The organism is Streptomyces sp. NPDC031064 (genome assembly GCF_055570965.1).
In genome coordinates this window covers 296,454-318,002 of record NZ_JBVIGF010000006.1, presented here as the reverse complement: position 1 = coordinate 318,002, position 21,549 = coordinate 296,454, and the positions used below count along the sequence as shown (strand labels likewise).

General features: G+C 74.8%; 18 protein-coding genes. 3 read left to right on the top strand and 15 right to left on the bottom strand.

Going from position 1 to position 21,549, the window contains the following annotated elements:
* Nucleotides 1–3 precede the first annotated feature (3 nt).
* From ACZ46W_RS23180 to ACZ46W_RS23110, 15 genes are all read right to left on the bottom strand, one after another.
* Nucleotides 4–1,671 (bottom strand): carbamoyltransferase family protein, encoded by a 1,668-nt coding sequence (locus tag ACZ46W_RS23180; RefSeq protein WP_468340493.1) that lies wholly within the window; start codon nt 1,669–1,671, stop codon nt 4–6.
* A 44-nt stretch (nt 1,672–1,715) separates the two neighbouring features.
* Nucleotides 1,716–2,684: a UDP-glucuronic acid decarboxylase family protein gene (locus tag ACZ46W_RS23175; RefSeq protein ID WP_366126942.1), complete on the bottom strand. Its 969-nt coding sequence runs from the start codon at nt 2,682–2,684 to the stop codon at nt 1,716–1,718.
* A gap of 232 nt (nt 2,685–2,916) precedes the next feature.
* Nucleotides 2,917–4,011, bottom strand: a complete 1,095-nt coding sequence (locus ACZ46W_RS23170) for a carboxylate-amine ligase (RefSeq protein ID WP_468340490.1) — start codon at nt 4,009–4,011, stop codon at nt 2,917–2,919.
* Between the two features lie 57 nt (nt 4,012–4,068).
* Nucleotides 4,069–4,965 (bottom strand): glycosyltransferase family 2 protein, encoded by an 897-nt coding sequence (locus ACZ46W_RS23165; protein ID WP_468340487.1) that lies wholly within the window; start codon nt 4,963–4,965, stop codon nt 4,069–4,071.
* A complete protein-coding gene (locus ACZ46W_RS23160; RefSeq protein ID WP_468340484.1) occupies nt 4,962–5,849 on the bottom strand; it encodes a glycosyltransferase in 888 nt (295 codons plus the stop codon). The genes ACZ46W_RS23165 and ACZ46W_RS23160 overlap by 4 nt, the downstream gene beginning before the upstream one ends.
* Nucleotides 5,846–6,856 (bottom strand): glycosyltransferase family 9 protein, encoded by a 1,011-nt coding sequence (locus ACZ46W_RS23155; protein WP_468340480.1) that lies wholly within the window; start codon nt 6,854–6,856, stop codon nt 5,846–5,848. Before ACZ46W_RS23155 ends, ACZ46W_RS23160 begins: the two co-directional genes overlap by 4 nt.
* On the bottom strand, nt 6,853–7,878 hold the full coding sequence (locus ACZ46W_RS23150) for a glycosyltransferase family 9 protein (protein WP_468340477.1): 1,026 nt from the start codon (nt 7,876–7,878) through the stop codon (nt 6,853–6,855). The genes ACZ46W_RS23155 and ACZ46W_RS23150 overlap by 4 nt, the downstream gene beginning before the upstream one ends.
* The gene (locus ACZ46W_RS23145; RefSeq protein WP_468340474.1) at nt 7,875–8,414 is read right to left on the bottom strand and encodes a D-glycero-alpha-D-manno-heptose-1,7-bisphosphate 7-phosphatase; all 540 of its coding nucleotides are present in this window, start codon (nt 8,412–8,414) and stop codon (nt 7,875–7,877) included. The genes ACZ46W_RS23150 and ACZ46W_RS23145 overlap by 4 nt, the downstream gene beginning before the upstream one ends.
* The gene (locus ACZ46W_RS23140; protein ID WP_468340471.1) at nt 8,411–9,412 is read right to left on the bottom strand and encodes a glycosyltransferase family 2 protein; all 1,002 of its coding nucleotides are present in this window, start codon (nt 9,410–9,412) and stop codon (nt 8,411–8,413) included. The genes ACZ46W_RS23145 and ACZ46W_RS23140 overlap by 4 nt, the downstream gene beginning before the upstream one ends.
* A 116-nt stretch (nt 9,413–9,528) precedes the next feature.
* Complete coding sequence (locus ACZ46W_RS23135) at nt 9,529–11,667, bottom strand: S9 family peptidase (protein WP_468340468.1); 2,139 nt, start codon at nt 11,665–11,667, stop codon at nt 9,529–9,531.
* Nucleotides 11,643–13,424: an N-acetylglutaminylglutamine amidotransferase gene (locus ACZ46W_RS23130; protein ID WP_468340465.1), complete on the bottom strand. Its 1,782-nt coding sequence runs from the start codon at nt 13,422–13,424 to the stop codon at nt 11,643–11,645. The genes ACZ46W_RS23135 and ACZ46W_RS23130 overlap by 25 nt, the downstream gene beginning before the upstream one ends.
* Before the next feature lie 54 nt (nt 13,425–13,478).
* Nucleotides 13,479–14,891, bottom strand: coding sequence for an MFS transporter (locus ACZ46W_RS23125; RefSeq protein WP_468340462.1), 1,413 nt, complete (start codon nt 14,889–14,891; stop codon nt 13,479–13,481).
* 243 nt (nt 14,892–15,134) lie between these two features.
* Entirely contained in the window at nt 15,135–15,317 is a 183-nt protein-coding gene (locus ACZ46W_RS23120) for a hypothetical protein (RefSeq protein ID WP_468340459.1), read from the bottom strand.
* Between the two features lie 2 nt (nt 15,318–15,319).
* The gene (locus ACZ46W_RS23115; RefSeq protein ID WP_468340456.1) at nt 15,320–16,663 is read right to left on the bottom strand and encodes an MFS transporter; all 1,344 of its coding nucleotides are present in this window, start codon (nt 16,661–16,663) and stop codon (nt 15,320–15,322) included.
* Nucleotides 16,664–16,946: 283 nt separating this feature from the next.
* Complete coding sequence (locus ACZ46W_RS23110) at nt 16,947–17,729, bottom strand: DeoR/GlpR family DNA-binding transcription regulator (RefSeq protein WP_468340453.1); 783 nt, start codon at nt 17,727–17,729, stop codon at nt 16,947–16,949.
* 203 nt (nt 17,730–17,932) lie between these two features.
* Here ACZ46W_RS23110 and ACZ46W_RS23105 point away from each other — a divergent pair, with 203 nt between their 5' ends.
* Genes ACZ46W_RS23105 through ACZ46W_RS23095 form a run of 3 tightly spaced genes read left to right on the top strand, consistent with a single transcriptional unit; the run spans nt 17,933 to nt 21,535 of the window.
* Nucleotides 17,933–19,447 carry an FGGY family carbohydrate kinase gene (locus tag ACZ46W_RS23105; RefSeq protein WP_468340450.1) on the top strand — a complete coding sequence of 505 codons (1,515 nt, stop codon included), beginning with the start codon at nt 17,933–17,935 and terminating at the stop codon, nt 19,445–19,447.
* The gene (locus tag ACZ46W_RS23100) at nt 19,440–20,924 is read left to right on the top strand and encodes an FGGY-family carbohydrate kinase (RefSeq protein WP_468340447.1); all 1,485 of its coding nucleotides are present in this window, start codon (nt 19,440–19,442) and stop codon (nt 20,922–20,924) included. Before ACZ46W_RS23105 ends, ACZ46W_RS23100 begins: the two co-directional genes overlap by 8 nt.
* A complete protein-coding gene (locus tag ACZ46W_RS23095) occupies nt 20,921–21,535 on the top strand; it encodes a histidine phosphatase family protein (RefSeq protein WP_468340444.1) in 615 nt (204 codons plus the stop codon). The genes ACZ46W_RS23100 and ACZ46W_RS23095 overlap by 4 nt, the downstream gene beginning before the upstream one ends.
* The last annotated feature ends 14 nt before the right edge of the window (nt 21,536–21,549 follow it).

Here is a 21,549-nt window from a genome sequence, read left to right as displayed (position 1 = left end):
CCGTCACCGTGACGCGTCGTCGGTGTCGTCGGAGCGGAAGAAGTCCCCGCGCCGGACCGCGTAGGGACCGATGGCCAGCAGGTCGACGGGCGACGAGCCGAAGCACTCCAGGGCGTCGCGCGGGTCGTCCACCATCGGCCGGCCGGCCGTGTTCAGGCTGGTGTTGACCACCACGGGCAGCCCGGTGCGCCGCTCGAACTCGGTCAGCATCCGCGCCACCAGCGGCTCGGCCTGCCGGTCCACGGTCTGGATCCGCGCCGTGCCGTCGACGTGCACCACGGCCGGGATGCGCTCCCGCCACTCGGGCGCCACGTCGTGCACGAACAGCATGTACGGGCTCGGCAGCACGCCGTCGAAGATCTCCGCCGCCCGGTCGGCGAGCACCATCGGCGCGACCGGCCGGAACTGCTCACGCCCCTTGACGTCGTTGAGCCGCTCCAGGTTGCCCGCGTGCCCCGGGTGGGCCAGCAGCGAGCGGTGCCCGAGCGCCCTCGGCCCGTACTCCGAACGCCCCTGGAACCAGGCCACGATCGCGTTGTCCGCCAGCGCCTGGGCCACCGTCTCCGCGATGTCCGCCGGCCGGTCGAAGGGTACGGCGGCCGTCTTCAGCCAGGCGCCCAGCTCCGCGTCGGACCAGTCCCGGCCCAGGTCGGCGCCCGGCATCGGCGTGGGGTCGTCCCCGCCGCCGGCCGCCAGCAGCAGCGCCCCGCCCAGCGCCGTACCGGCGTCACCGGCCGCGGGCTGCACCCACACCCGGTCGAACGGCCCCTCGCGCGCGATCCGCGAGTTGGCCACGCAGTTGAGGGCGACGCCCCCGGCGAGGGTGAGGACGCTGTCGTGGGTCTGGCCGTGCAGCCAGCGCACCAGGTCCAGCAGCGTCTCCTCCAGCACGGCCTGCGCGCTGGCGGCGATGTCGGCGTGGTCCTGGGTCCACGCCTCGTCGGGTCGGCGGCGCGGGGCGAGCTCCGCCCACGGCACCCCGGTCGCGTGGAACCCGCCGTCACCGGTGGGGTACACGTACCGGCGCAGCTCGGGCAGCATCCGGGGCCGGCCGTGCGAGGCGAGCGCCATCACCTTGAACTCGTCGGAGGAGCGCAGGAACCCGAGGTGGTCGGTGAGCTCCTCGTAGACCAGCCCCAGCGAGTGCGGCAACTCCTGTGCGTACAGCGCCTCCAGCCGGTCGTGGACGCGCCGCGCCGCCAGGTGCGAGGCCCGCTCGCCGCGCCCGTCGAGGACCAGCACCGAGGAGGTGCCGGCGCCCTCGGCGGCGAAGGCACCGGAGGCGGCGTGCGCCATGTGGTGCGGGACGAAGCGGACGATGTCCGGGTCCAGGCCCGGCAGCGCCGCCTTCAGGAAGCCGGGCGCCTCACGCGCGTACGTCAGACGCAGGTGGTCCCACGGGTCGTCCAGGCCCATCTCGTCAGCGGGCCGGGCCAGTTCGGGGTCGAAGGAGTACGCCACCGCGTCCAGGTCCTGGGGGCGCAGCCCCGCCCGCTTCAGGCACCAGGCGGCGGCCTTCTCGGGCAGTTCCCAGGCGGAGAACGGCACCGGCCGCTTCCCGTGCTTGCGGCGGGAGAACCGCTCCTCCTCCGCGGCGGCGACGGTCCGGCCGTCGATGACCAGCGCGGCGGCGGGATCGTGGAAGAGTGCGTTGATTCCGAGAATGCGCATGGGGTCCCAGGCCTTTCGGCGAGTCGGGGGAGACGGACGGGGCGTCAGGAGTCGGAGTCCGCGTGGGCGCGGAACCAGGCGATGGTGCGCCGCAGACCCTCTTCGGCACTGACAAGCGGCTCCCACTGGAGCTTGTCGCGGGCCAGGGTGATGTCGGGGCAGCGCACGGCCGGGTCGTCCGTCGGCCGTTCGATGAAGCGGATCTCCGAGTCGGAGCCGGTCAGTTCGATGACGAGCCGGGCCAGTTCCAGCATGGTGATCTCGGTGGGGTTGCCGATGTTCACCGGGCCGCGCAGCCCGTGGGCCGCCGCGGCGAGGATGCCGCGCACGGTGTCGTCGATGTAGCACAGGGACCGGGTCTGCAACCCGTCGCCGGTGACCGTCAGGGGCTCGCCGGCCAGTGCCTGGCGGACGAAGGTGGGGACGGCCCGGCCGTCGTGGCCGCGCATCCGCGGACCGTAGGTGTTGAAGAGCCGGACGATGCCGGCGTCCGTGCCGTGCACCTCCGCCTCGGCGGTGGTGAGCGCCTCGCCGAACCGCTTGGCCTCGTCGTACACGCTGCGCGGGCCGACCGGGTTCACGTTGCCCCAGTACCGCTCGTTCTGCGGGTGCTGCTGCGGGTCGCCGTACACCTCGGAGGTGGAGGCGAGCAGGAAGCGGGCCTCGCAGCGGTGGGCGAGGTCGAGTGCGTGGCGGGTGCCCAGGCTGCCGGCGTCCAGCGTGTGCAGCGGCAGGCGCAGATAGTCGGCGGGCGACGCGGGCGACGCGAAGTGCAGCACCAGGTCCGGCGGGCGCTCGACGGAGAACGGCTCGGAGACGTTCGCCTCCACGAGCGTGAAACCGGGGCGGCCGCGCAGCTCGGATATGTTCTCCGGCCGCCCGGTGCTGAAGTCGTCGACGCAGGTGACCGCGGTGCCGGCGTCCAGCAGCGCGTGGCACAGGTGCGAACCGACGAAGCCGGCGCCGCCGGTGACGACGGCGTGCTCCCAACTGCGTGAGAAGGCGGTGTTCATTCGGTCTCCATCCGTACGAGTGCGGAACGCGGACGACGATCCAGTGCCCCCCGCACCTGCGACCAGGCTCGGCCGGACGGGGCCCGGGGGCGCGGTGGTGTGCGCCATTGGAGTGGTCACGCATGGTGACGACAGCTCGGTCGGGGGTGTTCCGCGTGCGTTCTGTGTGCGGTTGAACCGCTGGTCGGCGCCCGTGCCCGATGGCCCCCGGGACCGGCTCCGGCCCCCGCCGTCAGGGCGCGACGGTCTCGCTGGTGATCAGCTCCGCCAGCGCCCGCAGCCCGCCCTCCGCGAGGGCCCGCCGCTGCAGGTCCGCCGAGGTGCCCTGCTGCAGCAGCCGGTGGACCAGCGAGGCCACCTCACGGCTGTCCCCGGCCTCGTCGAGCGCGGGCGTGACGTGGTCGAGCAGCATGCACAGCACGTCGCCGGCCCGGCGCGCCCTGCCGCCGGGGTCGACCAGCAGGCCGCTCAGGCCGTGCCGGGCGGCGTGCCAGTTCGACGCCTGGAGCAGCTCCGGCGGGCACTCGGGCAGCGGCAGCCCGGCCTTCTCCTCCCGGATGGCCGTGGCGATCAGCCCCCGGATCAGACCGGCGAACATCACCGCCGCGTCGGCGCGCAACTGCACGTCCGCGCAGCGGACCTCGATCGTCGGGTACTTGTCGGACAGCCGGGCCTGCCAGTAGAGCTGGCCCGTGTCGCCGATGATCCCGGTGTCGAGCAGCGCCTGTACGCGTCTTTCGTGGTCCGCGAGCGAGGAGAAGCACGGCGGCGGCCCGCTGACCGGCCAGCGCCCGAAGATCACCGTGCGCCAGCTCGCGAAACCCGTGTCCTTGCCGTCCCACAGGGGCGAGTTGGCCGACATGGCGACCAGGACCGGCAGCCAGACCCGGATCCGGCTCAGGACGGCGACGCCCATCTCGCGGTCCGGCACGGCCGCGTGCACGTGCATCCCGTTGACGAGCTGTTCGGCCACGAGCTGCGGGGCCTGCGAGCGCATCGCCAGGTAGCGGGCCTTCGGGGTCACCGGCACCGGCGCGAGCTCCCGGTACGGGGCCGTCGCGCAGGCGGCGATCCGGCAGCCGTTCTTCTCCGCCGCCGTGCCGAGCGCGTGGCGCAGCCGCAGCAGGTGGCCGCCGACCTCCTCCAGGTCGGTGCACACCGGCGTGGCGACCTCCACCTGCGCCTGCAGCAGCTCCGACTGGACCTCCGCGTCCTCGACGATCGGCCCCAGACCGGCCGCCGCGCGCACGGGGTCCGCGAGCGGGACCGGCAGACAGGTGTCCGGATCGAGCAGCAAGTACTCTTCCTCGACCCCAATGGTGATCATGTCGCCCCGGGTACCCTCCGAACGATCCGCTGAATCCGTCACCGCGGGGACCGCCGATCAGCCCACATAACGCCGTGCCTTCGATGTGCGCTGCGCCTCCGCCAGCGACCCCAGCCGGGCCTCCACCGCCGGCGGCACCACGCGGCGCTCGCGCAGCACCCACGGCAGACCCGCGAGCGCCAGCCCGAACGCCCGCAGCGACGCCCGGTCGCGCGGCACCGTGCGCGCCAGGTCCCAGGTCCGCCGCAGCGCGGGCAGCAGCGGCCGCCGCAGCCAGCAGAACCACAGCGTGTTGCGCAGCCCGTGCACGCGCCGCAGCGTCGGGTCCCGCGCCGCCGAGGGCGCGTGGTGGACGGTCATGTCCTCCACATACGCCAGCCACCACCCCCGGGTCGCCAGATCCGTGGCCAGCAGCTCCTCCTCGCCGCCCAGCCACAGCCGCTCGCTGAACCCGCCCGCCGCAAGGAAGGCGTCGGTCCGCAGCACGGTCGCCGCCGCCAGGAACGAGCCCAGCGCGGGGCCCGGCAGCCACTGCGGGCCCCGGACCGGCGAGTCCCGCAGCTCCGCCACGATCGGGTCCTCCCGCCCGTCCGGCTCGACGACGATCCGCGCCGTGACCGCCACCAGCCGCCCGTACCGGTCCAGCAGGTCCGCCCCGTGCGCCAGCGACCCCGGCTCCCACCAGGAGTCGTCGTCGCAGAAGGCGATGTACCGCGTACGGACCCGGCGCGCCGCGAGGTTGCGGCCCACCGCGCCCAGGTTCCGGCCCGGCGTCAGCAGCGTGACCTCCGGGTGGAGCCGGGCGACGGCCTCGGCGGTGCCGTCCGTCGAGCCGTTGTCGGTGACGATCACGGGCGGGCGTTCCGGCAGCGCGGCCAGCCGGCCGAGGGTGCGCAGCAGCTCCTCGCGCCGGTTGTGCGTGATCACGACGACCGTCGTGCGGGGGTCCGTCACGGCACGGCTCCTTCCACGGCCCCCTGGACGTCCAGGCGCCGCGCCGCCGCCTCCACGGCCGCCGGGAGCGGCCGGCGCTCCCGCAGCGCGGCCGGCAGCCGGCCCAGCAGGTCGCGCAGCGCCTCCCGGGCCTCCGGGTCCCGCCGCGCCCGTACGGCGATGCCGCGCGTGTGCCGCAGCGCCACGGCCAGCGGGCGGCGCAGCCACGCGGTGAGCGCCGCGTTGCGGAGCTGGACGGCGGGCCGGCCGGGCCGCACCCCGCCGACCGGGCTGTGCACGGCCACCACGTCGGGGCAGTGGCACACGCCCCAGCCGCGCGCCGCCAGGTCGTACGCCAGCAGCGTCTCCTCGCCGCCCAGGAAGAGGATCGGGTGGTAGCCGCCCGCCTCCAGGAAGGCCTCCCGCCGGGCGACGGCGGCGCAGGCCAGGAACCCCAGCACCGGCGGCCCCGGCAGGTCGGCCGCGCGGTCCAGCGGGGAGTCGGCGAGCCGGTCGTTGAGCGGGTCCGGCTCTCCCTCGGGGCCGACCCGGACGCGGGCGGCGAGCAGCCCGAGCCTCGGGTGGCGGTCCAGCAGGTCCGCCGCGCGCCCCAGCGCGCCGGGCTCCCACCACGAGTCGTCGTCGCTGAACGCCACGTACGGCGTACGGGAGTGCCGGACGCCGATGGTGCGGCCGGGCGCCCCGAGGTTGCGACCCGGGCGCAGCACCGTGACCTCGGGGTGGCGCTCGGCGACGGCCTCCGGCGTGCCGTCGGTGGAGGCGTTGTCCACGACGATCACCGGTGGCCGCTCGGGCAGTGCGGCGAGTCGGTCCAGCGTCGCCAGGAGCTGGTCGCGCCGGTTGTGGGTGATCACGACGACGGTGGTGCGGGTGTCGGCGGTCACGGGCGCGGTACCTCCGGGTGGTCGAACAGGGCTTTGAGGACGTCCTCGGGCCGGATGCGGAGCAGCCGTGGGTCCGGCTCCCGCCCGTGCGGGTCGCCCGGAGGCCCCGGGTGCCACAACGCCACGTGCCGCGTACCCGGCGGCGGTCCCCACAATCGCGGCGGAACCGGGCCGAACAGGGTGACGGAGGGGGTTCCGTACGCCACCGCCAGGTGAGCGATCCCGGTGTCCCCGCTCACCACGGCCGCGGCCTTCGCGAGCAGCGCGCCCAGCCGGTCGAACGGCAGCCCCCCCGGGAACACGGCCACGCCGGGCCCGCCTTCCGGTCCGGTGGCCCGGCCCGCCCCGGTGGCCGCCGCCCGCGGCCCCTCACCGGCACCCTTCCCCAGGACCCGGTCCAGCAGGGCGTCCTCACCCGGCCCGCCCGTCAGCGCCACCCGGTGCCCGCGCCGCCGCAGCCCGCGCACCACCGCCGCGTACCGCTCCGCCGGCCAGCGCCGGGACTCCGCGTCGGCGCCGGGGTGGACGACGACCGCGCCGGGCGCGGGGGAGGGGACGTCCGGCGCCGGCAGCCGCAGATCACCCGGGTCCGCCGGGATGCCGTACCACTCCAGCAGCCGGCACCAGCGGGCGCGCTCGTGCTCGTCGGCCGTCCACTCGGGCCCCGCGATCTCCGGCGTACCGGGGTGCGCGAACGCCAGCAGCCGCCCGGGGCGCAGCCGTTGCAGCAGCCGGTGACTGGACGGCCCCTTGCCGTGCAGGTCGACGGCCACCTCCGGCGGCGGCCCCGCCCAGTCGAGCCGCACCGGCACGGCCCGGCCCGGCGCCGACGCCGGCAGCAGCCGGTCCACCGCCCCCGACGCGGCGGCGGGCGCGGCGAGCTGCTCCGGCGCGGCGAGGACGATCTCGTACCCCGCGAAGGCCCGCCGCAGCGCCCGCAGCGCGGGGACCCCCGCGAGCAGGTCACCGAGCCCGAGCGCCCGCAGGACGAGCACGCGCGGCCTCACGCGCCGTCCTCCAGGAGGTCGTCGCGCTCCAGCAGCTTCTCCACCGCCGCCAGCACGTCCTCCGCCGTCACCCCGTTCAGGCACGGATGGCCGGGCACCGGGCACTCGCGGGCCCGGGTGTCCGCGCAGGGTGCGGACTGGTCGCCCAGCAGGACGTGCGGGACGCCGTAGGGCCCCCAGCGTTCGGCGGGGACCACCGGTGAGAACAGCGAGACGATCGGGGTGCCGACGGCCGCCGCCAGGTGCGCCGGGCCGGTGTTGCCGGTCACCACCGCACCGGCCGCGGCCAGCACCGCCGCGAGCTGCGGTGGCTGTGTCCGGCCGCCCAGGTCCAGCCCGTCGCGTCCGGCGACCAGCGCGGTCAGCTCCCGCTCGTCCGGCCCGCCGGTGACGACGACCCGGTGGCCCGCACCGGCGAGCAGTCGTACCGCGTGCGCGCACCGCTCCGGGCTCCACCGCCGGGCCGCCACGCTCGCGCCCGGGTGGACCACCACGTACGGTCCGGGACCGGTCAGCTCCGGCGCCCCCGGCGCGTGCCGCACCCGCAGCCGCCCGTCGTCGCCCGGCGGGCGCGGGAAGCCCGCCGCCTCGGCGAGGTCCAGCGCCGCCTCGGCCTCATGGGCGCGCGGCGCCCGCCGGTGGCGTACGTCCAGCAGCGAACCGGGGAAGTCCACGCTGTCGGCGGCGATGTGCCCCACCCCGGCCATGCGCAGCAACAGCGCGGCGGGCAGCGGGCTCTGGTGGAACGAGGTGAGCACCAGCGCGGTGTCCACGCGCGCGGCGGCGATGCGGTTGATGACCCGGTCGACGTCGGCGCGGCGCACCGGCGGCGGGTCGAGGCCCACCCAGGGGGCGTCCCACACCAGCACCTCGTCCACGCCCGGCAGCAGCCGCGCCGCCGGCGCCCCGCGCGGCCCGCACAGCAGCGTCACCCGGTCCGCCCGGTGCGCCACCGCCCGCACGGCGGGCCCGGCCAGCAGGACGTCCCCGAAGCTGTCGAGCCGCACCACGAGCGCCCTCATGACCGCCCGCCGGGGGCGTCGTCACGGAGCACCAGCCGCACCGCGCTCCGCACGTCCCGGCACACGTGCGGCGCGGCCGCCACCTCCTCGGGCAGCGTCCGGGCCGTCGGGACGAGCACCCCGCGCGCGCCCGCGGCCAGCGCCGCGCCCATGTCCGAGCCGATGTCGCCGATCACCACGCACTCCTCGGGCCGTACCCCCAGCAGCCGCGCCGCCTCCAGCACCAGGCCCGGCGCCGGTTTGCGGCAGCCGCACCCGTCCCGCGGTACGTGCGGACAGTGCACCCACGCGTCGAAAGGGCCCAGCAACGCCTCCACGCGCGCGTTGACGGCCCGTACGTCCGCCTCGGTCAGCAGGCCGCGCCCGATGCCCGACTGGTTGGACACCACCGCGAGCCGTATCCCGCTCTCCCGCAGCAGCCGCAGCGCCTCCCGCGCCCCCGGCATGGGCCGGACCTTCTCCGGGTCGCCGTTGTACGGGACGTCCTCGACGAGCGTGTCGTCCCGGTCGAACAACACCGCCGCCGGGCGCGTCACAGGACGCCGTCCCAGCTCTCCGCCGACCGGTGGCGCAGCTCGCCGGACAGCCGGTGCCAGGTGGCGACGGCGGGGATCAGCGCGCTCGTCACGGTCATCGTCGCGATCTCGTCCACGGTCCGGGGCCCCGGCGCGATCCGGGCCCGGGCGAACTCCGCCGTCCCCAGCAGCCAGCCCGCCGCCGCGAGCACCGCCGCCCGGCGCCGCCCGGTGGCCGCCAGCAGCGCCGCGCCGAGGCCCGCCGCCGTGACCGCCGCGTGCCGCCGGATGCGCCCGCGCGGCGCCGCCGCCCGTTCCCACCAGTCGGGGCCGTGCAGCCGCCTCATCAGCGCGTCGTCGGCGTTGCCCCTCTGGAGCCGCACCGACACCCACCGGTCGGCGGGCCGCACCGGATGCTCGGTGCGCCGCTCGCCGCGCACGATCCGCCAGCCCGCGTCGATGACCCGCAGCGCCAGGTCGGCGTCCTCGCGGAAGGCGCGCGGGAAGCGCTCGTCGAAACCGCCGACCGCCTTGAGCACCTCCGTGCGGTAGGCCATGTCGGCGGTCACCCACAGGGCGCCCTGGAGGCCGGCCGTGTTGCGTTCCCAGTCGGTGGGGCGGCGGTCGGCGGGCAGCGGCACCCGTACCACGCCCTGCACGCCGCCGGTGTCGGGCGAGGCCTCCGCCAGGTCCCGGGCGAGCTGCTCGCGCCAGTACGCGCTGACCCGCACGTCGTCGTCGAGGAGCACCGTCCACGGCTCTTCCACGGCGCGCACGCCCGCGTTGCGGGCCGCCGCGGGCCCCAGTCCGCCGGTGCGCAGGACGAGGGCCCGGTCCGCGAGCGCGCCCAGCGCCTCCAGCGGCAGCGGGTCGCCCGGCGGGCCGGGCCGGTCGTCGACCAGCACGATCCGGCTCGGTTCGGGCCCCTCGCAGGAGGCGAGGGCGTCGAGGCAGTCGGCGAGGCAGGGCCGTCCGATCGTGGGGACGACCACGGCGTACGAGGCGAGCGAGGGGATCATGCGTCTGCGCCTCCACATCCTGGGTCGGTTTCCGGAGCGACGTACGGAATGCCCATGTTCGGTCACTTTATGCACATCTGGGATGTGTCGCATGGGCTCGGCCGCCCGGATCGGGCTCAGCCGGTCAGATGCCGTTCCATCCAGTCGGCGGCGGTACGGCGGAACAGCCGCCGGTTGTCCGCCCGCCGGAACTCGTGACCCTCCTCGTGGAGGGTCAGCAGCTCGGCCGGCAGGCCGCGCTCCCGGGCCGCCCGCACCACCTGCTCCGACTCGCCCGGCGGCACGTTCGTGTCGTGCTCGCCGTGCACCGCCAGCAGCGGCACGCGCAACTCGTCGATCCGGCTCATGGGGGACAGCGCGCGCAGCAGCTCCCGGTCGCGCACCGGGTGGCCGTACTTGTGGGCCGCCGACTCCGCGATCCACGGCTCGGTCCCGGCGAAGAACGTCGCGAAGTCCGACATCCCGCACACCGCGACGCCCGTGCGGAACAGCTCCGGGTGCCACACCAGCGAGGCGAGGGTGAGGTAGCCGCCGTACGAGCGGCCCATCACGGCCAGCCGCGTCGGGTCGGCCCGCCCGGTCAGGATCACGTGCGCCGCGCAGTCGGCGACGTCCTCGATCGCCGCGAACCGGCCCGTACCCAGGTCGGCGTCCACGAAGGACCGCCCGTAGCCGGAGGAGCCGCGCACGTCCGGTGCGAAGACGTCCAGTCCGCGCCCGGTCAGCTCGTGGTACAGCGGCTCGAACACCGGCCGCTCCTGCTCCTCCGGGCCGCCGTGCAGGTGGATCACGCACGGCGCCGGACGGCTCTCGGCCCGCCCCGGCGCCCGGTAGTACCAGCCGCCCAGCACCAGCCCGTCGCGCGCGGTGGGCCGCAGCGGCGCCGGACGCACCGGCGGCCGGCCCAGCGGCACGGCGTCCTCGTCCCGAGAGGACCACGGCGTACGCGCGGGCGACGCCGTCCCCGGCACCCACCACACGCCCGGCTTGCGCTGCGACCCCGACAGCGCCAGCACCATCCCGCCCGGCCCGGCCCTGCTGATCCGGGTGACCACCTCGTGCGGCAGGGCCACGTCGTGCGGCGGCGCCGTGCCGGTGGCCCCGCCGCTGGGCACGGGCGCGGCGGGCCCGGCCGCGGGCAGGCCCAGCGTCTGGAGCCGGCTCGCGCCCCGCACGTTCCAGGCGAGCGCGGCGGTCCGGCCGTCCTCGGCGAACGCCAGCAGTTCGAGGTCGCAGCCCTCCCGCTCGGCCAGCACCGACAGACCGGTACGCCGGCCCTCGTCGTCCAGCGCGGCCGCCAGCAGCGCCGCGAACTCCCGCTCGTGGTCGCTGCGCAGCCACACCGTGCGGCCGTCCGGTGAGAACCGGCCGATCCAGGGGTCGCCGTCCGCGACCCGCAGCACGGACCCCGTGCCCAGGTCCTCGGTGCGCACCACCACGGCCTCCCGCCGCCCGCGCGGCCCCCGGCGCACCAGGGCGAGGCGCCCGTCCTCGCTGACGTCGCACACCCGCAGCGTCGCCGCCCCGCTCTCGGCGGCCACCAGCACGGGGGAGGCGACCGCGTCGGGGTCGACCAGGTAGGCGCTGAGCCGGTCCCGTACGGCCCCGTCCGGTGCCGCCTCGTGCGGCTTGGGCCCCACCTCACCCCGGCGCGCACCGCCCAGCAGGGCGGCGTGGCCGTCCCGTTCCGCCCAGCCCGTCGGCAGGTCGACCGGCACGGTGTCCTCCCCGGCGGCGTCCGCCCGGGCGTGCCGGGCCGGCGACGGCGGGGGTTCGGCGACCGTCACGCCCACGGCCGAGCCGTCACGCGCCCAGCACCCCAGGTACGCCGAGCTGCCGGAGTCGGCGCCCGCCACGATCCGGCGGCCGGTGCCGTCCGGGCGCACGCACAGCACCCGGGTGTGCTCGCCGCCGCCGGGGGCCACCGTGTAGGCGATCCAGCGCCCGTCGGGCGACCACGCCACCTCCGTCACGGGGTCGGGGTCGGAGTCGAGGAGGTGGATGTCACCCCCGTCGACCGCGCCGGCAGCGCCGGCCGGCCCCGTCCACAGTTGCGGCACGCCCGTCCGGTCGCAGATGAACGCCACCCGCTCGCCCGTGGGGTCGGCCGACGGGTACCAGCAGCCGTGCGAGACCAGCGGCTGGGGGACGTCCCGCAGACCGGCCGCGTCGGCGAGCGGCACCGGCAGCGGTGCCGCCGACGTGTTCCCGGCCAGATCCTGGCTTCCGGTCAGATCCTGTGCGTCTGCAGCCATATCTCCAGCAACGCTACGTGCCACAGGGCGTTGGCCCCGCGCTTCGTACGGTGGTCGTCGGGGGCGGCGAGGAGTTCGGCGATGTACTCCTCCTGGAAGAGGCCGCGCGCCTTCGCCTCCGGCGCGTACAGCGCCTCACGGACCCGTTCGAGGACGGGCCCCGCCATGTGGCGGATCGCCGGCACCGGGAAGTACCCCTTGGGCCGGTCGACGATCTCACGCGGCAGCATGGCCCGCCCGGCGTCCTTGAGCACGCCCTTGCCGCCCTGCGCCAGCTTCAGCTCCGGCGGGCAGGCCGCGGCCAGCTCCACCAGCTCGTGGTCCAGGAACGGTGTGCGCGCCTCCAGGCCCCAGTCCATGGTCATGTTGTCGACCCGCTTGACCGGGTCGTCGACCAGCATCACGTGGGTGTCCAGCCGCAGCGCGGCGTCCAGGGCGGTCTCGGCGCCGGGCGCCGCCATGTGCTCGCGCACGAACCGGCCGGAGACGTCGTGGTCGGTGAGCACGTGCGGCTGGAGGATGCGGGCCATGTCGGAGTGCGGCCGGTCGAAGTACACCTCCGCGTACCGTTCGGGCTCGCGCTCCCGCTCGACGGCGGCCATGTCGGGGTACCAGCGGTAGCCGGCGAACACCTCGTCGGCGCCCTGGCCGCACTGGACGACGCTCACCTCCTTGGACACCAGCTCCGACAGCAGGTGGAAGGCGACCACGTCATGGCTGATCATCGGCTCGCTCATCGCCGCGACGGCGCCGTCCAGGGCGGTCGACACCCGGTCGGAGGGCACCATGAGCTGGTGGTGGTCGGTCCCGTACCGGCGTGCGATCAGGTCCGAGTACGCGAACTCGTCGCCCTGCTCGCCGCCCTCCGCCTCGAACCCCACGCTGAACGACGCCAGACCCTCCTGGCCCTCCTCGGCGAGCAGCGCCACGATCAGTGACGAGTCGAGCCCGCCCGACAGCAGTACGCCGACCGGCACGTCGGCCACCATCCGGCGGCGCACCGCCGTCCGCAGCGCCTCCAGCACCGCGTCCCGCCAGTCACCGGCGTCCAGCCCCGCGAACTCGGGGCGCCGCGTGTACGACGGCTGCCAGTAGCAGCGGTCGGTGTACGAGCCGTCCGGCTCCACCACCCGCACCGTCGCGGGCGGCAGCTTGCGCACCCCGGCGAGCACCGTGCGCGGCGCCGCCACCGTGGCGTGCCAGCTCAGGTACTGGTGCAGCGCGACCGGGTCGAGCGACGTGTCGACGTCACCACCCGCGAGCAGGGCCGGCAGCGTCGAGGCGAACCGGAGCCGGCCGGAGCCGTGCGCCAGGTACAGGGGCTTGATGCCCAACCGGTCCCTGGCCAGCACCACCCGGCCGGTGTCGTTCTCGACGATGACGAACACGAACATGCCGACGAAGTGGTCGACGCAGTCCGTGCCCCACTGTCTGTAGGCCTTCAGGATCACCTCGGTGTCCGAAGTGGAGAAGAACCGGTGCCCCAGGGCGCGCAGCTCGGCGCGCACCGCCTGGTAGTTGTACACGCACCCGTTGAACACCCCGGTGAGCCGGGCCTCGGTGTCCGTCATCGGCTGGGCGCCGCGCTCCGACAGATCGATGATCTTCAAGCGGCGGTGGCCCAGGGCCACCGGCCCCTGCGACCAGATCCCCCGGCCGTCCGGCCCCCGGGCCGCCAGCCGGTCGGTCATGCGTTCCACGGCGGCCACATCGGGCCGCCGGTCGTCGAAGCGGATCTCCCCGCTCAGGCCGCACATACGGCACCCCCCGGCACAGCCGGGACCTCAGTGTCCTCCTCAACCCCATATGAATCAGTCACCACAACTCCTCGAAGACGGGGAGCGGGCCCCTTGCCCTGCCGCCATCCCAGCCGCGCAGCAGCCCGCTCCGTTCCCCCGAGTGCCCCGTTGATCGCCGAGCATTCCCGGCCACCGATCGCCGCCCACCTCCGCCACCGATCGCGCGGCGTGCCCGCCCGTGCCGCCGCGGCCCTCCGCCCACCGCACCGCCGGCCCCATCGCCACCCCCGCCACCAGGAACAACCCGCCCAGTACCAGCCAGCCCACCATGCCCCCGCCCAGCACGAGAGCGGTCAGCAGCACCGGCCCGACCATCCGCGCCACCGGGACGCCGGTCCCGAAGAAGCCCTGGTACTGGCCCTGCTGCCCGGCCGGGGCCAGGTCGAACGCGATCTGCCAGGCGCCCGCCGACTGCCGCATCTCGCCCCACACCAGCAGCGCCGCCGCCACCAGCAGCGCCACCGCGCCCCACACCGCGCCACGGACCGCCCCCGACAGCGCGAACACCGCGCACGAGGCCAGCATCAGCGCGCCGCCCGACCGCACCGCGCGCACCGCGCCGACCAGTCCGGTGACCGCCCGAGCCGTACGCACCTGGAACAGCATCACGGCGCCCGTGTTCAGCACCAGCAGCGCCGAAACCGTCCCGCCCGGCGCCGCCGTGCGCTGCACGATCCACAGCGGCAGGGCGAGGCTGATCAGCGGCATCCGCAGCAGCATCACCATGTTGAGGAAGGTGACCAGCGCGTACGGCCGGTCCCGCAGCACCGCCAGGCCGCCGCCCCCGTGCGGGGCGGGCGCCGCGACGGGCGCCGCGACGGGCGCCGTGGCGCGGGTCGCCGCCGGAAGCCGCCACAGCAGCAGCCCGCACCCGGCGAAGGCCGCCGCGTCCATGCCCAGGACGGCCAGGTACGCGGCGGGCGTACCGGCGTACAGGGCCACCGCGCCCAGCGCCGCCCCCACCGCCAGCCCGGCGTTGGCCGCCGACTGGAGGTACGCCAGCACTCCTGTCCGCGCCTCGCGCTCCACCAGCCCCGCCAGCAGCGACTGACGCGCCGCCGCGAGCCCGCACTGAGCAGTGGCGTAGGCGCAGGCGACCGGCAGGAACCAGGCGTACGACCGCACCAGCAGCAGCGCCGCCACCGACAGCGCGGTCGCTCCCGCCAGCAGCACGGCCGCGCCCCGGGCCCCCCGTCGGTCGGCGAGGTGACCGAGCGGTACGCCGGCGACCGCGCCGACCGCCCAGGCCAGGGTCAGCGCGAGCCCGATCTGCGCGCCCGACAGCCCCACGACCCGGGAGAAGTACAGCGCGGAACACACGTAGAAGGCACCGTCGCCCACGGAGTTGACCAGTTGGGCGAGCGCGAGCCCCCGGGCGGGGCCGGGGGCGGGAAGCAGGGCGCCGGGAAAGGGCCGGAGAGTCATGGGCATCCTCGGACAGGCGGGGCAGGCGGGCCAGGGCAGGCGGGCAGGGCGGGACGGAGAAGCAGGCCAGGACGGGGAGGCAGGTCAGGGCGGGAGTTCCGCCCTCAACCTAGACCCGCCACTGGCCCACCACCTGGGCCATTCGCACGCTGCCGGAGTGGGCCATTGGCCGTCCGAGGGGGCCATACACGGGTGAGGGGCGGACGCGTACGCGCCCGCCCCTCACCCGTGCCGCTCACGGCCTCATCCGGTGCCCGGTCCCCTGCCCTGGTCCTTGCCGGGCTCCGCCTGTTCCTCCTCGTTGGCGAGGCGCTCGCCCTCCGCCTGTGACGGCGTCGAACGGGCCACGTCGGGGTGCTCGTCCACACCCGGCTCCCGCTCACCCTCCGCCTGGGAGGGGGTCGGGTAGTCCCACGCATCACTCATGGCTACGCCTCCGGCGACTCGTTCCGTGCCCGCGAAGCCGGGCCGGGGCCGGACGAGTACCCCGGCGCCCCGGCCGCTACCGGCTCCGGCAGCTTCAGGAACAGGGTCATGAACGCGCTGGCCAGGTACAGCAGCGCGAAGATCCACATCACGCCCTGGACGCCCAGCGGCCCGAGGAAGAGGCCCACCAGGGCCGGGCCGAGGAAGGTGCTGGCCCCGGCGCCCAGGTTCAGCGCCGACATCGCCTGGCCCTTGTGGGCCGGGTCCAGCGACGGCATGAGCGCCGAGAGCGGCACGTAACCGGCGAGCGTCGCGCCGAACAGGCTCACCAGCACCATCGCCAGGGCGTAGTGGTCACCCGCCGACACCGTGCCGTAGTAGAGCAGCAGCGTGGTCACCGCGCAGCCGACGCCACCGAACCAGGCGACGGTGCGCTGCCAGCCGATGCGGTCGCCGACGACCCCGAAGATCAGGTTGAAGAAGATGTTCGTGGCGAACATCGCGGACAGGAGCTGGAGCCACTCGCTGAGGGTGAAGCCGAGCGTGTCGGTGAAGAACACCGGCAGGAAGACCAGGAACCCGAACTGCGGCGCCGTGTTGATGGCCCGCACGACCGCTCCCGTACCGATCCTCGGGTTGCGCCAGATGATGGAGAGCGAACCGATCAGGGTGGCGACCGGCCGCTCCCCGGCCGGGGCGAGCCGGCTTCTGCCGGTGGGCTCACGCACCATCAGCAGGGCGATCAGGCCACCCGCCACCACCAGCCCGAGCGACAGCCACAGCGTGCTGTACGCGCCGATCCACGGTACGGCGAAGCTCGCGACCAGCGAACCGAGCGTCGGCAGCCCGCCGGTGAAGGCGAACCAGAACCAGCCCACCGCCGAGCCCAGCCGGCGCTTGGGCGTCACCGCCGTGACCCAGATGAGGAAGCCGTACGCGAAGAGCGGGTAGCCGAACCCGCGCAGCCCGTAACTCAGGAGCAGCAGCCAGAAGTCGACGGTCGGCACGGCGAAGACCAGGAAGACCACCTGGAACACGCCCCAGATGCCGAGGCCGAGCAGCATCACCCGGCGCGGCCCCCACAGGTCGGAGAGGGCCCCGGAGAACCAGGCGGCGACGCTCGCGGTGACGCCGTAGACGCTGAACAGCAGCGCCACCCGCTCCTTGGACATGCCCTCGTCCAGGAGGTAGGGGGAGAGATAACCGGACTCGACACCATCGCCGATCATGAAGATCAGCACACCCAGAAAGCCCCAGGCGAGCGTTTTGGGAATGCCGATCCTGTCCAGCCAATGCCGCTCGGGTGTCTCTTCGGCGGAAGACGACGGGTCCATGACGACGGCCACGAGAACCACCTTTTTCGAAAAGTCGGGGAAAGCGCGGAGAGCGGTGCGCCGAGGCGTCACGATGAAACGGCCGTGTGAGAAGGGCGTCAATGAGCGTGAGGAAAGCCACCGCGACACATCCCGGCCGTGGCGTGAAAACGATGGAGGAGCGGTCTCCCCGGCTGCCGTACGGCGGCCATCACCACAGCTCACAGGCCCAAGACCGGCGTGGTGCCCAGCCGACGGCCGGGTTAAGTCGGTGTTACGTTCACGTGGCGCATGTGATCCACGCAGAGGACCGCCCTCAGCGCGAGGTGTCGACCGTCCGCACGTCCACGCCTATGTCCCGCAGCCGCCGCACCTCGGCCGCCGGCGCCGCGTCGTCGACCAGCACCAGGTCGAAGTCGGTGAGCGGCGCCAGCGCGTACAGCCCCTGGTTGGCGAACTTCGTGTGGTCGATCAAGAGCACCCGGCGCGCGGCCGACGCCATCATCGCCCGCTTGACCTGCACCGTCTCGGGCGACATGTGGTAGCAGCGGCCCCCGGTCACCGCCGTCGTCGACAGGAACAGCACATCCGCCCGGAACGACTCGACGCTCTGCGCCGTGTGCAGCCCCATGAAGGCGTCGTACGCCGGGAAGTACGTGCCCCCGAGGGCGATCAGCGAGACGCCCGGCTCCTTGGACAGCGCGGTGACGGCCGGCAGCGAGTTGGTGATCACCGTGAGCGGCGTGTGGTCGGCCATCTGCCGGGCCAGGCTCAGGCAGGTCGTCGAGTCGTCCAGCATCACGATCTGCCCGGGCGCGAGCAGCTCCGCGGCGGCCCGCGCCAACCGGTGCTTGGTCTGCGCCATCGTCGTCATGCGTTCGCTCACGCTGCCGTGGAACTGCGTGGACGGCAGGCAGCTCGCCCCGCCCCGCACCTTGCGCAGCCAGCCCTGTGCCTGCAACGCGTCCAGGTCGCGGTGGATCGTCATCACACTCACGCCGAACTCGTCGGCCAGGTCGTTCGTCCGCGCGAACCCCTGCTCGGTCACCAGGTCGCGGAGTCTGCGCCGCCGCTCCTCCTGGGCGTCCATACGGGTCATGGCGTGACGGCTCCTTGCGCGTGGTGCGAACCTCACGTGAACTTAACACGACAGCATCGCGCCGCCGCCCGGCGAAGCGGTGCCCGGCCGCGATCTCACACGGCGGCATCGGCCGGTCACGGGATAATTCCGGGGCTGATTGACGCTCCGCCCGGCCGCACGTTTACCTGGCGTCCGCGAGTGAAGGGGCAGGTATTCCAGTCATGTCGGTTCTCACCATCGACGTCGGCACGTCCGTCATCAAATCCGTCGTCTTCGACGACCAGGGGCGGGAAATGGCGCTTTCCCGGATCGGCACCGAGGTACTGCGCCCGCATCCCGGCTGGGCGGAGCAGGACATGGACGCGGTGTGGAACGGCGTGGTCTTCACCGTGCGCAGCGCCCTCTCCCAGCTAGGCCCCGGCCACGACCCGGTGTGGCTGGTCAGCTTCACGGCCCAGGGCGACGGCTGCTGGCTCGTCGACGCCGAGGGCCGCCCGACCGGCCCCGCCGTCCTCTGGTCCGACGGGCGCGCAGGCGACCTGCTCACCCGCTGGTCCGCCGACGGCGTCCTGGAGGACGCCTACCGCCGCAACGGCTCCCTGACGTGCAGCGGCATGCCGAACGCGGTGATCGGCTGGCTCGCCGAACACGACCCCGCGCGCCTGGAGCGCTCCCGTACGGCCCTGACGGCGGCCGGCTGGCTGTTCCTGAAGCTCACCGGGGTCACCGCCATCGACGCGTCCGACGCGTCCGCCCCCTTCCTCGACCACGCCACCGGCGGTTACGACCCGGCGATCATCGACCTGTTCGGGCTCGGCCCGTACACCGGGCTGCTGCCACGCGTCCTCGGCGAGGGGGAGCGCATCGCCGAGATCACCCACCACACCGCCGGCGAACTGGGCCTGCCGGCCGGTCTGCCCGTCGTGATGGCCCCGTACGACATCGCCGCCACCGCCCGGGGCGCCGGCGTCGTCGAACCGGGCCAGGCGTGCGCCATCCTCGGCACCACCCTGTGCACCGAGATCGTCACCCGCCAGGTGGACACGAGCGGCGAGCCGTGCGGCATCAACATCGCCTACGGCAGCCGCGATCGCGTGCTGCGCGCCTTCCCCACCCTCTCCGGCACCGAGGTACTCGACTGGGCGTCCCGCCTCCTCGGCGTCGACGGGCCCGCCGCCCTGGGCGAGCTGGCGTTCGGCACCGAACCCGCCCCCGGCGGGCCGGCGTTCCTGCCGTACCTCTCGCCCGCCGGGGAACGCGCCCCGTTCCTCGACCCGCACGCCCGCGGCACGTTCTGGGGCCTGTCCCTCGACCACTCGCGCGGCCACATCGCCCGCGCCGTGTTCGAGGGACTGTCGCTCGTCGTCCGCGACTGCCTGCGGGCGTCGGGCACGGACGTCCACGAACTGCGCCTGTGCGGCGGCGGTTCCGCCAGCGACCGGTGGTGCCGGCTCATCGCCGACGTCACCGGCGTCCCCACGGCCCGCAGCGCGGACACCGAACTCGGCGCCAAGGGCGCGTTCCTGACCGGGCTCGTCCTCAGCGGAGCCGAGAGCAGCATGCGGGACGCCGCCGCCAAGTACGTCCGCATGCGCTCCGGCTGGGAGCCCGACCCCGAGCGCGTCGCCCACTACGACGGGCTCTACGAGTCGTTCCTCACCTGGCGCGGCGCCGCCCGCTCCCTCGGCTGGTCACCCGCCACCACCACCGACGCACAGAAGGCACCGCATGTCTGACGCCCTGACGGCCGACGCCGTCCACCTCGGCCTCGACCTCGGCACCCAGAGCGCCCGCGCGGTCGCCGTGGACGGCACCGGCCGGCTGCTCGCCGCCGCGTCCCGCCCGCTCACCGGGCACCGCGACGGCGTACGCCACGAACAGGACCCCGAGCAGTGGTGGTCCGCCCTCGCCGAGGCCTGCCGCGAGACCCTCACCGGTATCGCCCCCGAGCGCGTCCGGGGCCTGGCCGTCGACGCCACCTCCGGCACCGTCCTCCTCGCCGACGAGCACGGCAGACCCCTGACACCCGGCCTGATGTACGACGACGGGCGCGCCCGCGCCTACACCGCCCGCGTCAACAAGGCGGGCGAGGCGGTGTGGCCGGACCTCGGCTACCGCACCATGCAGCCGTCCTGGGCGCTGCCCAAGCTGCTGTGGCTGCTGGACAACACCGACTTCCCGGACGCCCGGCTCCTGCACCAGGCCGACCTGGTCACCTGGCGGCTCGCCGGACACCAGGTGGCCGGCGACGCCAGCCACGCCCTCAAGACCGGCTACCACCTGATCGGCGAACGCTGGCCGGACGACGAACTGGCCCGGCTCGGCGTCCCCGCCGGGCTGCTGCCTGACGTCGTCCGGCCCGGCACGGTCATCGGCACCGTGTGCGCCGAGGCCGCCACGACCACCGGGATTCCCGCCGGCACGCCGATCGTCGCGGGCATGACCGACGGCTGCGCCGCGCAGATCGGCGCCGGAGCGCTCACACCGGGCGCCTGGAACTCCGTCCTCGGCACCACCCTGGTCCTCAAGGGCGCGAGCGCCCACCTCGTACGCGACCCCGGGGGAGTGGTCTACTGCCACCGCGGCCCCGGCGGCACCTGGCTGCCCGGCGGCGCCTCCAGCAGCGGTGCCGGGGCCGTCGCCCGCCGCTTCCCGGACGCCGACCTCGACGCGCTGACCCGGCGGGCCGCCGCCACCGGCTCCACCGCCGTCGCCTACCCCCTCACGGGCGCAGGCGGCGAACGCTTCCCGTTCCGCGCGCCGGACGCCACGCCGTTCCTCCTCGGCGACGTGGCCGACGACGCCGAGGAGTTCCACGCCCTGCTCCTCGGCGTGGCCTGCGTCGAACGCCTCTGCTTCGACTACCTCGACCACCTCGGCGCCCCCGTCGGCGGCCCGCTCACCCTCACCGGCGGCGGCGCCCGCAACAGGTACTGGTCGCGGTTGCGCGCCGACGTCCTGGGCCGGACGGTCACCCTCCCCGAACACGCGGAGAGCGCCACCGGCATGGCGGTCCTCGCCGCGACCGCGACGGGCGCCACGCTGGAGGAGGCGGCGGCCGCCATGGTGCGGGTACGGGAGGAACTGCCCCCCGACCCCGCGCACACCGACCGGCTGACCCCCGTGTACCTCGACTTCGTCGACGAACTCACCCGACGCGGCTGGCTGGAGCCGGCCGTGGCGGCGCACGCCCGCAGAAAGGCCGAGCAGTGACCGACTTCATCCTCGTACGCCACGGTGAGACCGCATGGCACGCGGAGAACCGCTACGCGGGCCGCACCGATGTGCCGCTCACCGAGCTCGGCCACAAACAAGCCGCCACGCTCGCCGCCTGGGCAGCCGGACAGCGACTCGACGCCGTCCTCTGCTCGCCCCTGTCCCGCGCCCGCCTGACCGCCGAACCCGCCGCGACCGCGCTCGGCCTGACCCCCCGCGTCGACGAGCGGCTGTACGAAGTGGACTTCGGGCGCGGCGACGGACTGACCCGCGACGAGATGGCCGAGGAGTTCCCCGACGCGCTCGCCGCCTTCCTGGACGACCCGGTCACCCACCACCTGCCCGGAGGTGAGGACCCGGTGGCGGCGGCCGGCCGGGCGATCGACTGCCTGGAGGAGGTGGCGCGGGAACTCCCCGACGGCCGCGTCCTCGTCGTCGCCCACTCCACCCTCGTACGCCTGGTGCTGTGCGAGCTCCTCGGCATCCCGCTCGCCCGCTACCGCCAGGTCTTCCCCGCCCTGGAGAACGGCGCCCTGACCGAACTGCGGCTGCTGCCCGGCCGGCGGGCCTCCCTGCTGCGGCTCAACGCCGCCGCGACCACCCACTGACCCCTCTGGAGCAT

Bases quoted from the DNA above. Each gene is read 5' to 3' on its own strand.
- ACZ46W_RS23180 (WP_468340493.1), bottom strand. From the start codon at position 1,671: ATGCGCATTCTCGGAATCAACGCACTCTTCCACGATCCCGCCGCCGCG.
- ACZ46W_RS23175 (WP_366126942.1), bottom strand. From the start codon at position 2,684: ATGAACACCGCCTTCTCACGCAGTTGGGAGCACGCCGTCGTCACCGGC.
- ACZ46W_RS23170 (WP_468340490.1), bottom strand. From the start codon at position 4,011: ATGATCACCATTGGGGTCGAGGAAGAGTACTTGCTGCTCGATCCGGAC.
- ACZ46W_RS23150 (WP_468340477.1), bottom strand. From the start codon at position 7,878: ATGAGGGCGCTCGTGGTGCGGCTCGACAGCTTCGGGGACGTCCTGCTG.
- ACZ46W_RS23140 (WP_468340471.1), bottom strand. From the start codon at position 9,412: ATGATCCCCTCGCTCGCCTCGTACGCCGTGGTCGTCCCCACGATCGGA.
- ACZ46W_RS23135 (WP_468340468.1), bottom strand. From the start codon at position 11,667: ATGGCTGCAGACGCACAGGATCTGACCGGAAGCCAGGATCTGGCCGGG.
- ACZ46W_RS23130 (WP_468340465.1), bottom strand. From the start codon at position 13,424: ATGTGCGGCCTGAGCGGGGAGATCCGCTTCGACGACCGGCGGCCCGAT.
- ACZ46W_RS23125 (WP_468340462.1), bottom strand. From the start codon at position 14,891: ATGACTCTCCGGCCCTTTCCCGGCGCCCTGCTTCCCGCCCCCGGCCCC.
- ACZ46W_RS23120 (WP_468340459.1), bottom strand. From the start codon at position 15,317: ATGAGTGATGCGTGGGACTACCCGACCCCCTCCCAGGCGGAGGGTGAG.
- ACZ46W_RS23110 (WP_468340453.1), bottom strand. From the start codon at position 17,729: ATGACCCGTATGGACGCCCAGGAGGAGCGGCGGCGCAGACTCCGCGAC.
- ACZ46W_RS23105 (WP_468340450.1), top strand. From the start codon at position 17,933: ATGTCGGTTCTCACCATCGACGTCGGCACGTCCGTCATCAAATCCGTC.
- ACZ46W_RS23100 (WP_468340447.1), top strand. From the start codon at position 19,440: ATGTCTGACGCCCTGACGGCCGACGCCGTCCACCTCGGCCTCGACCTC.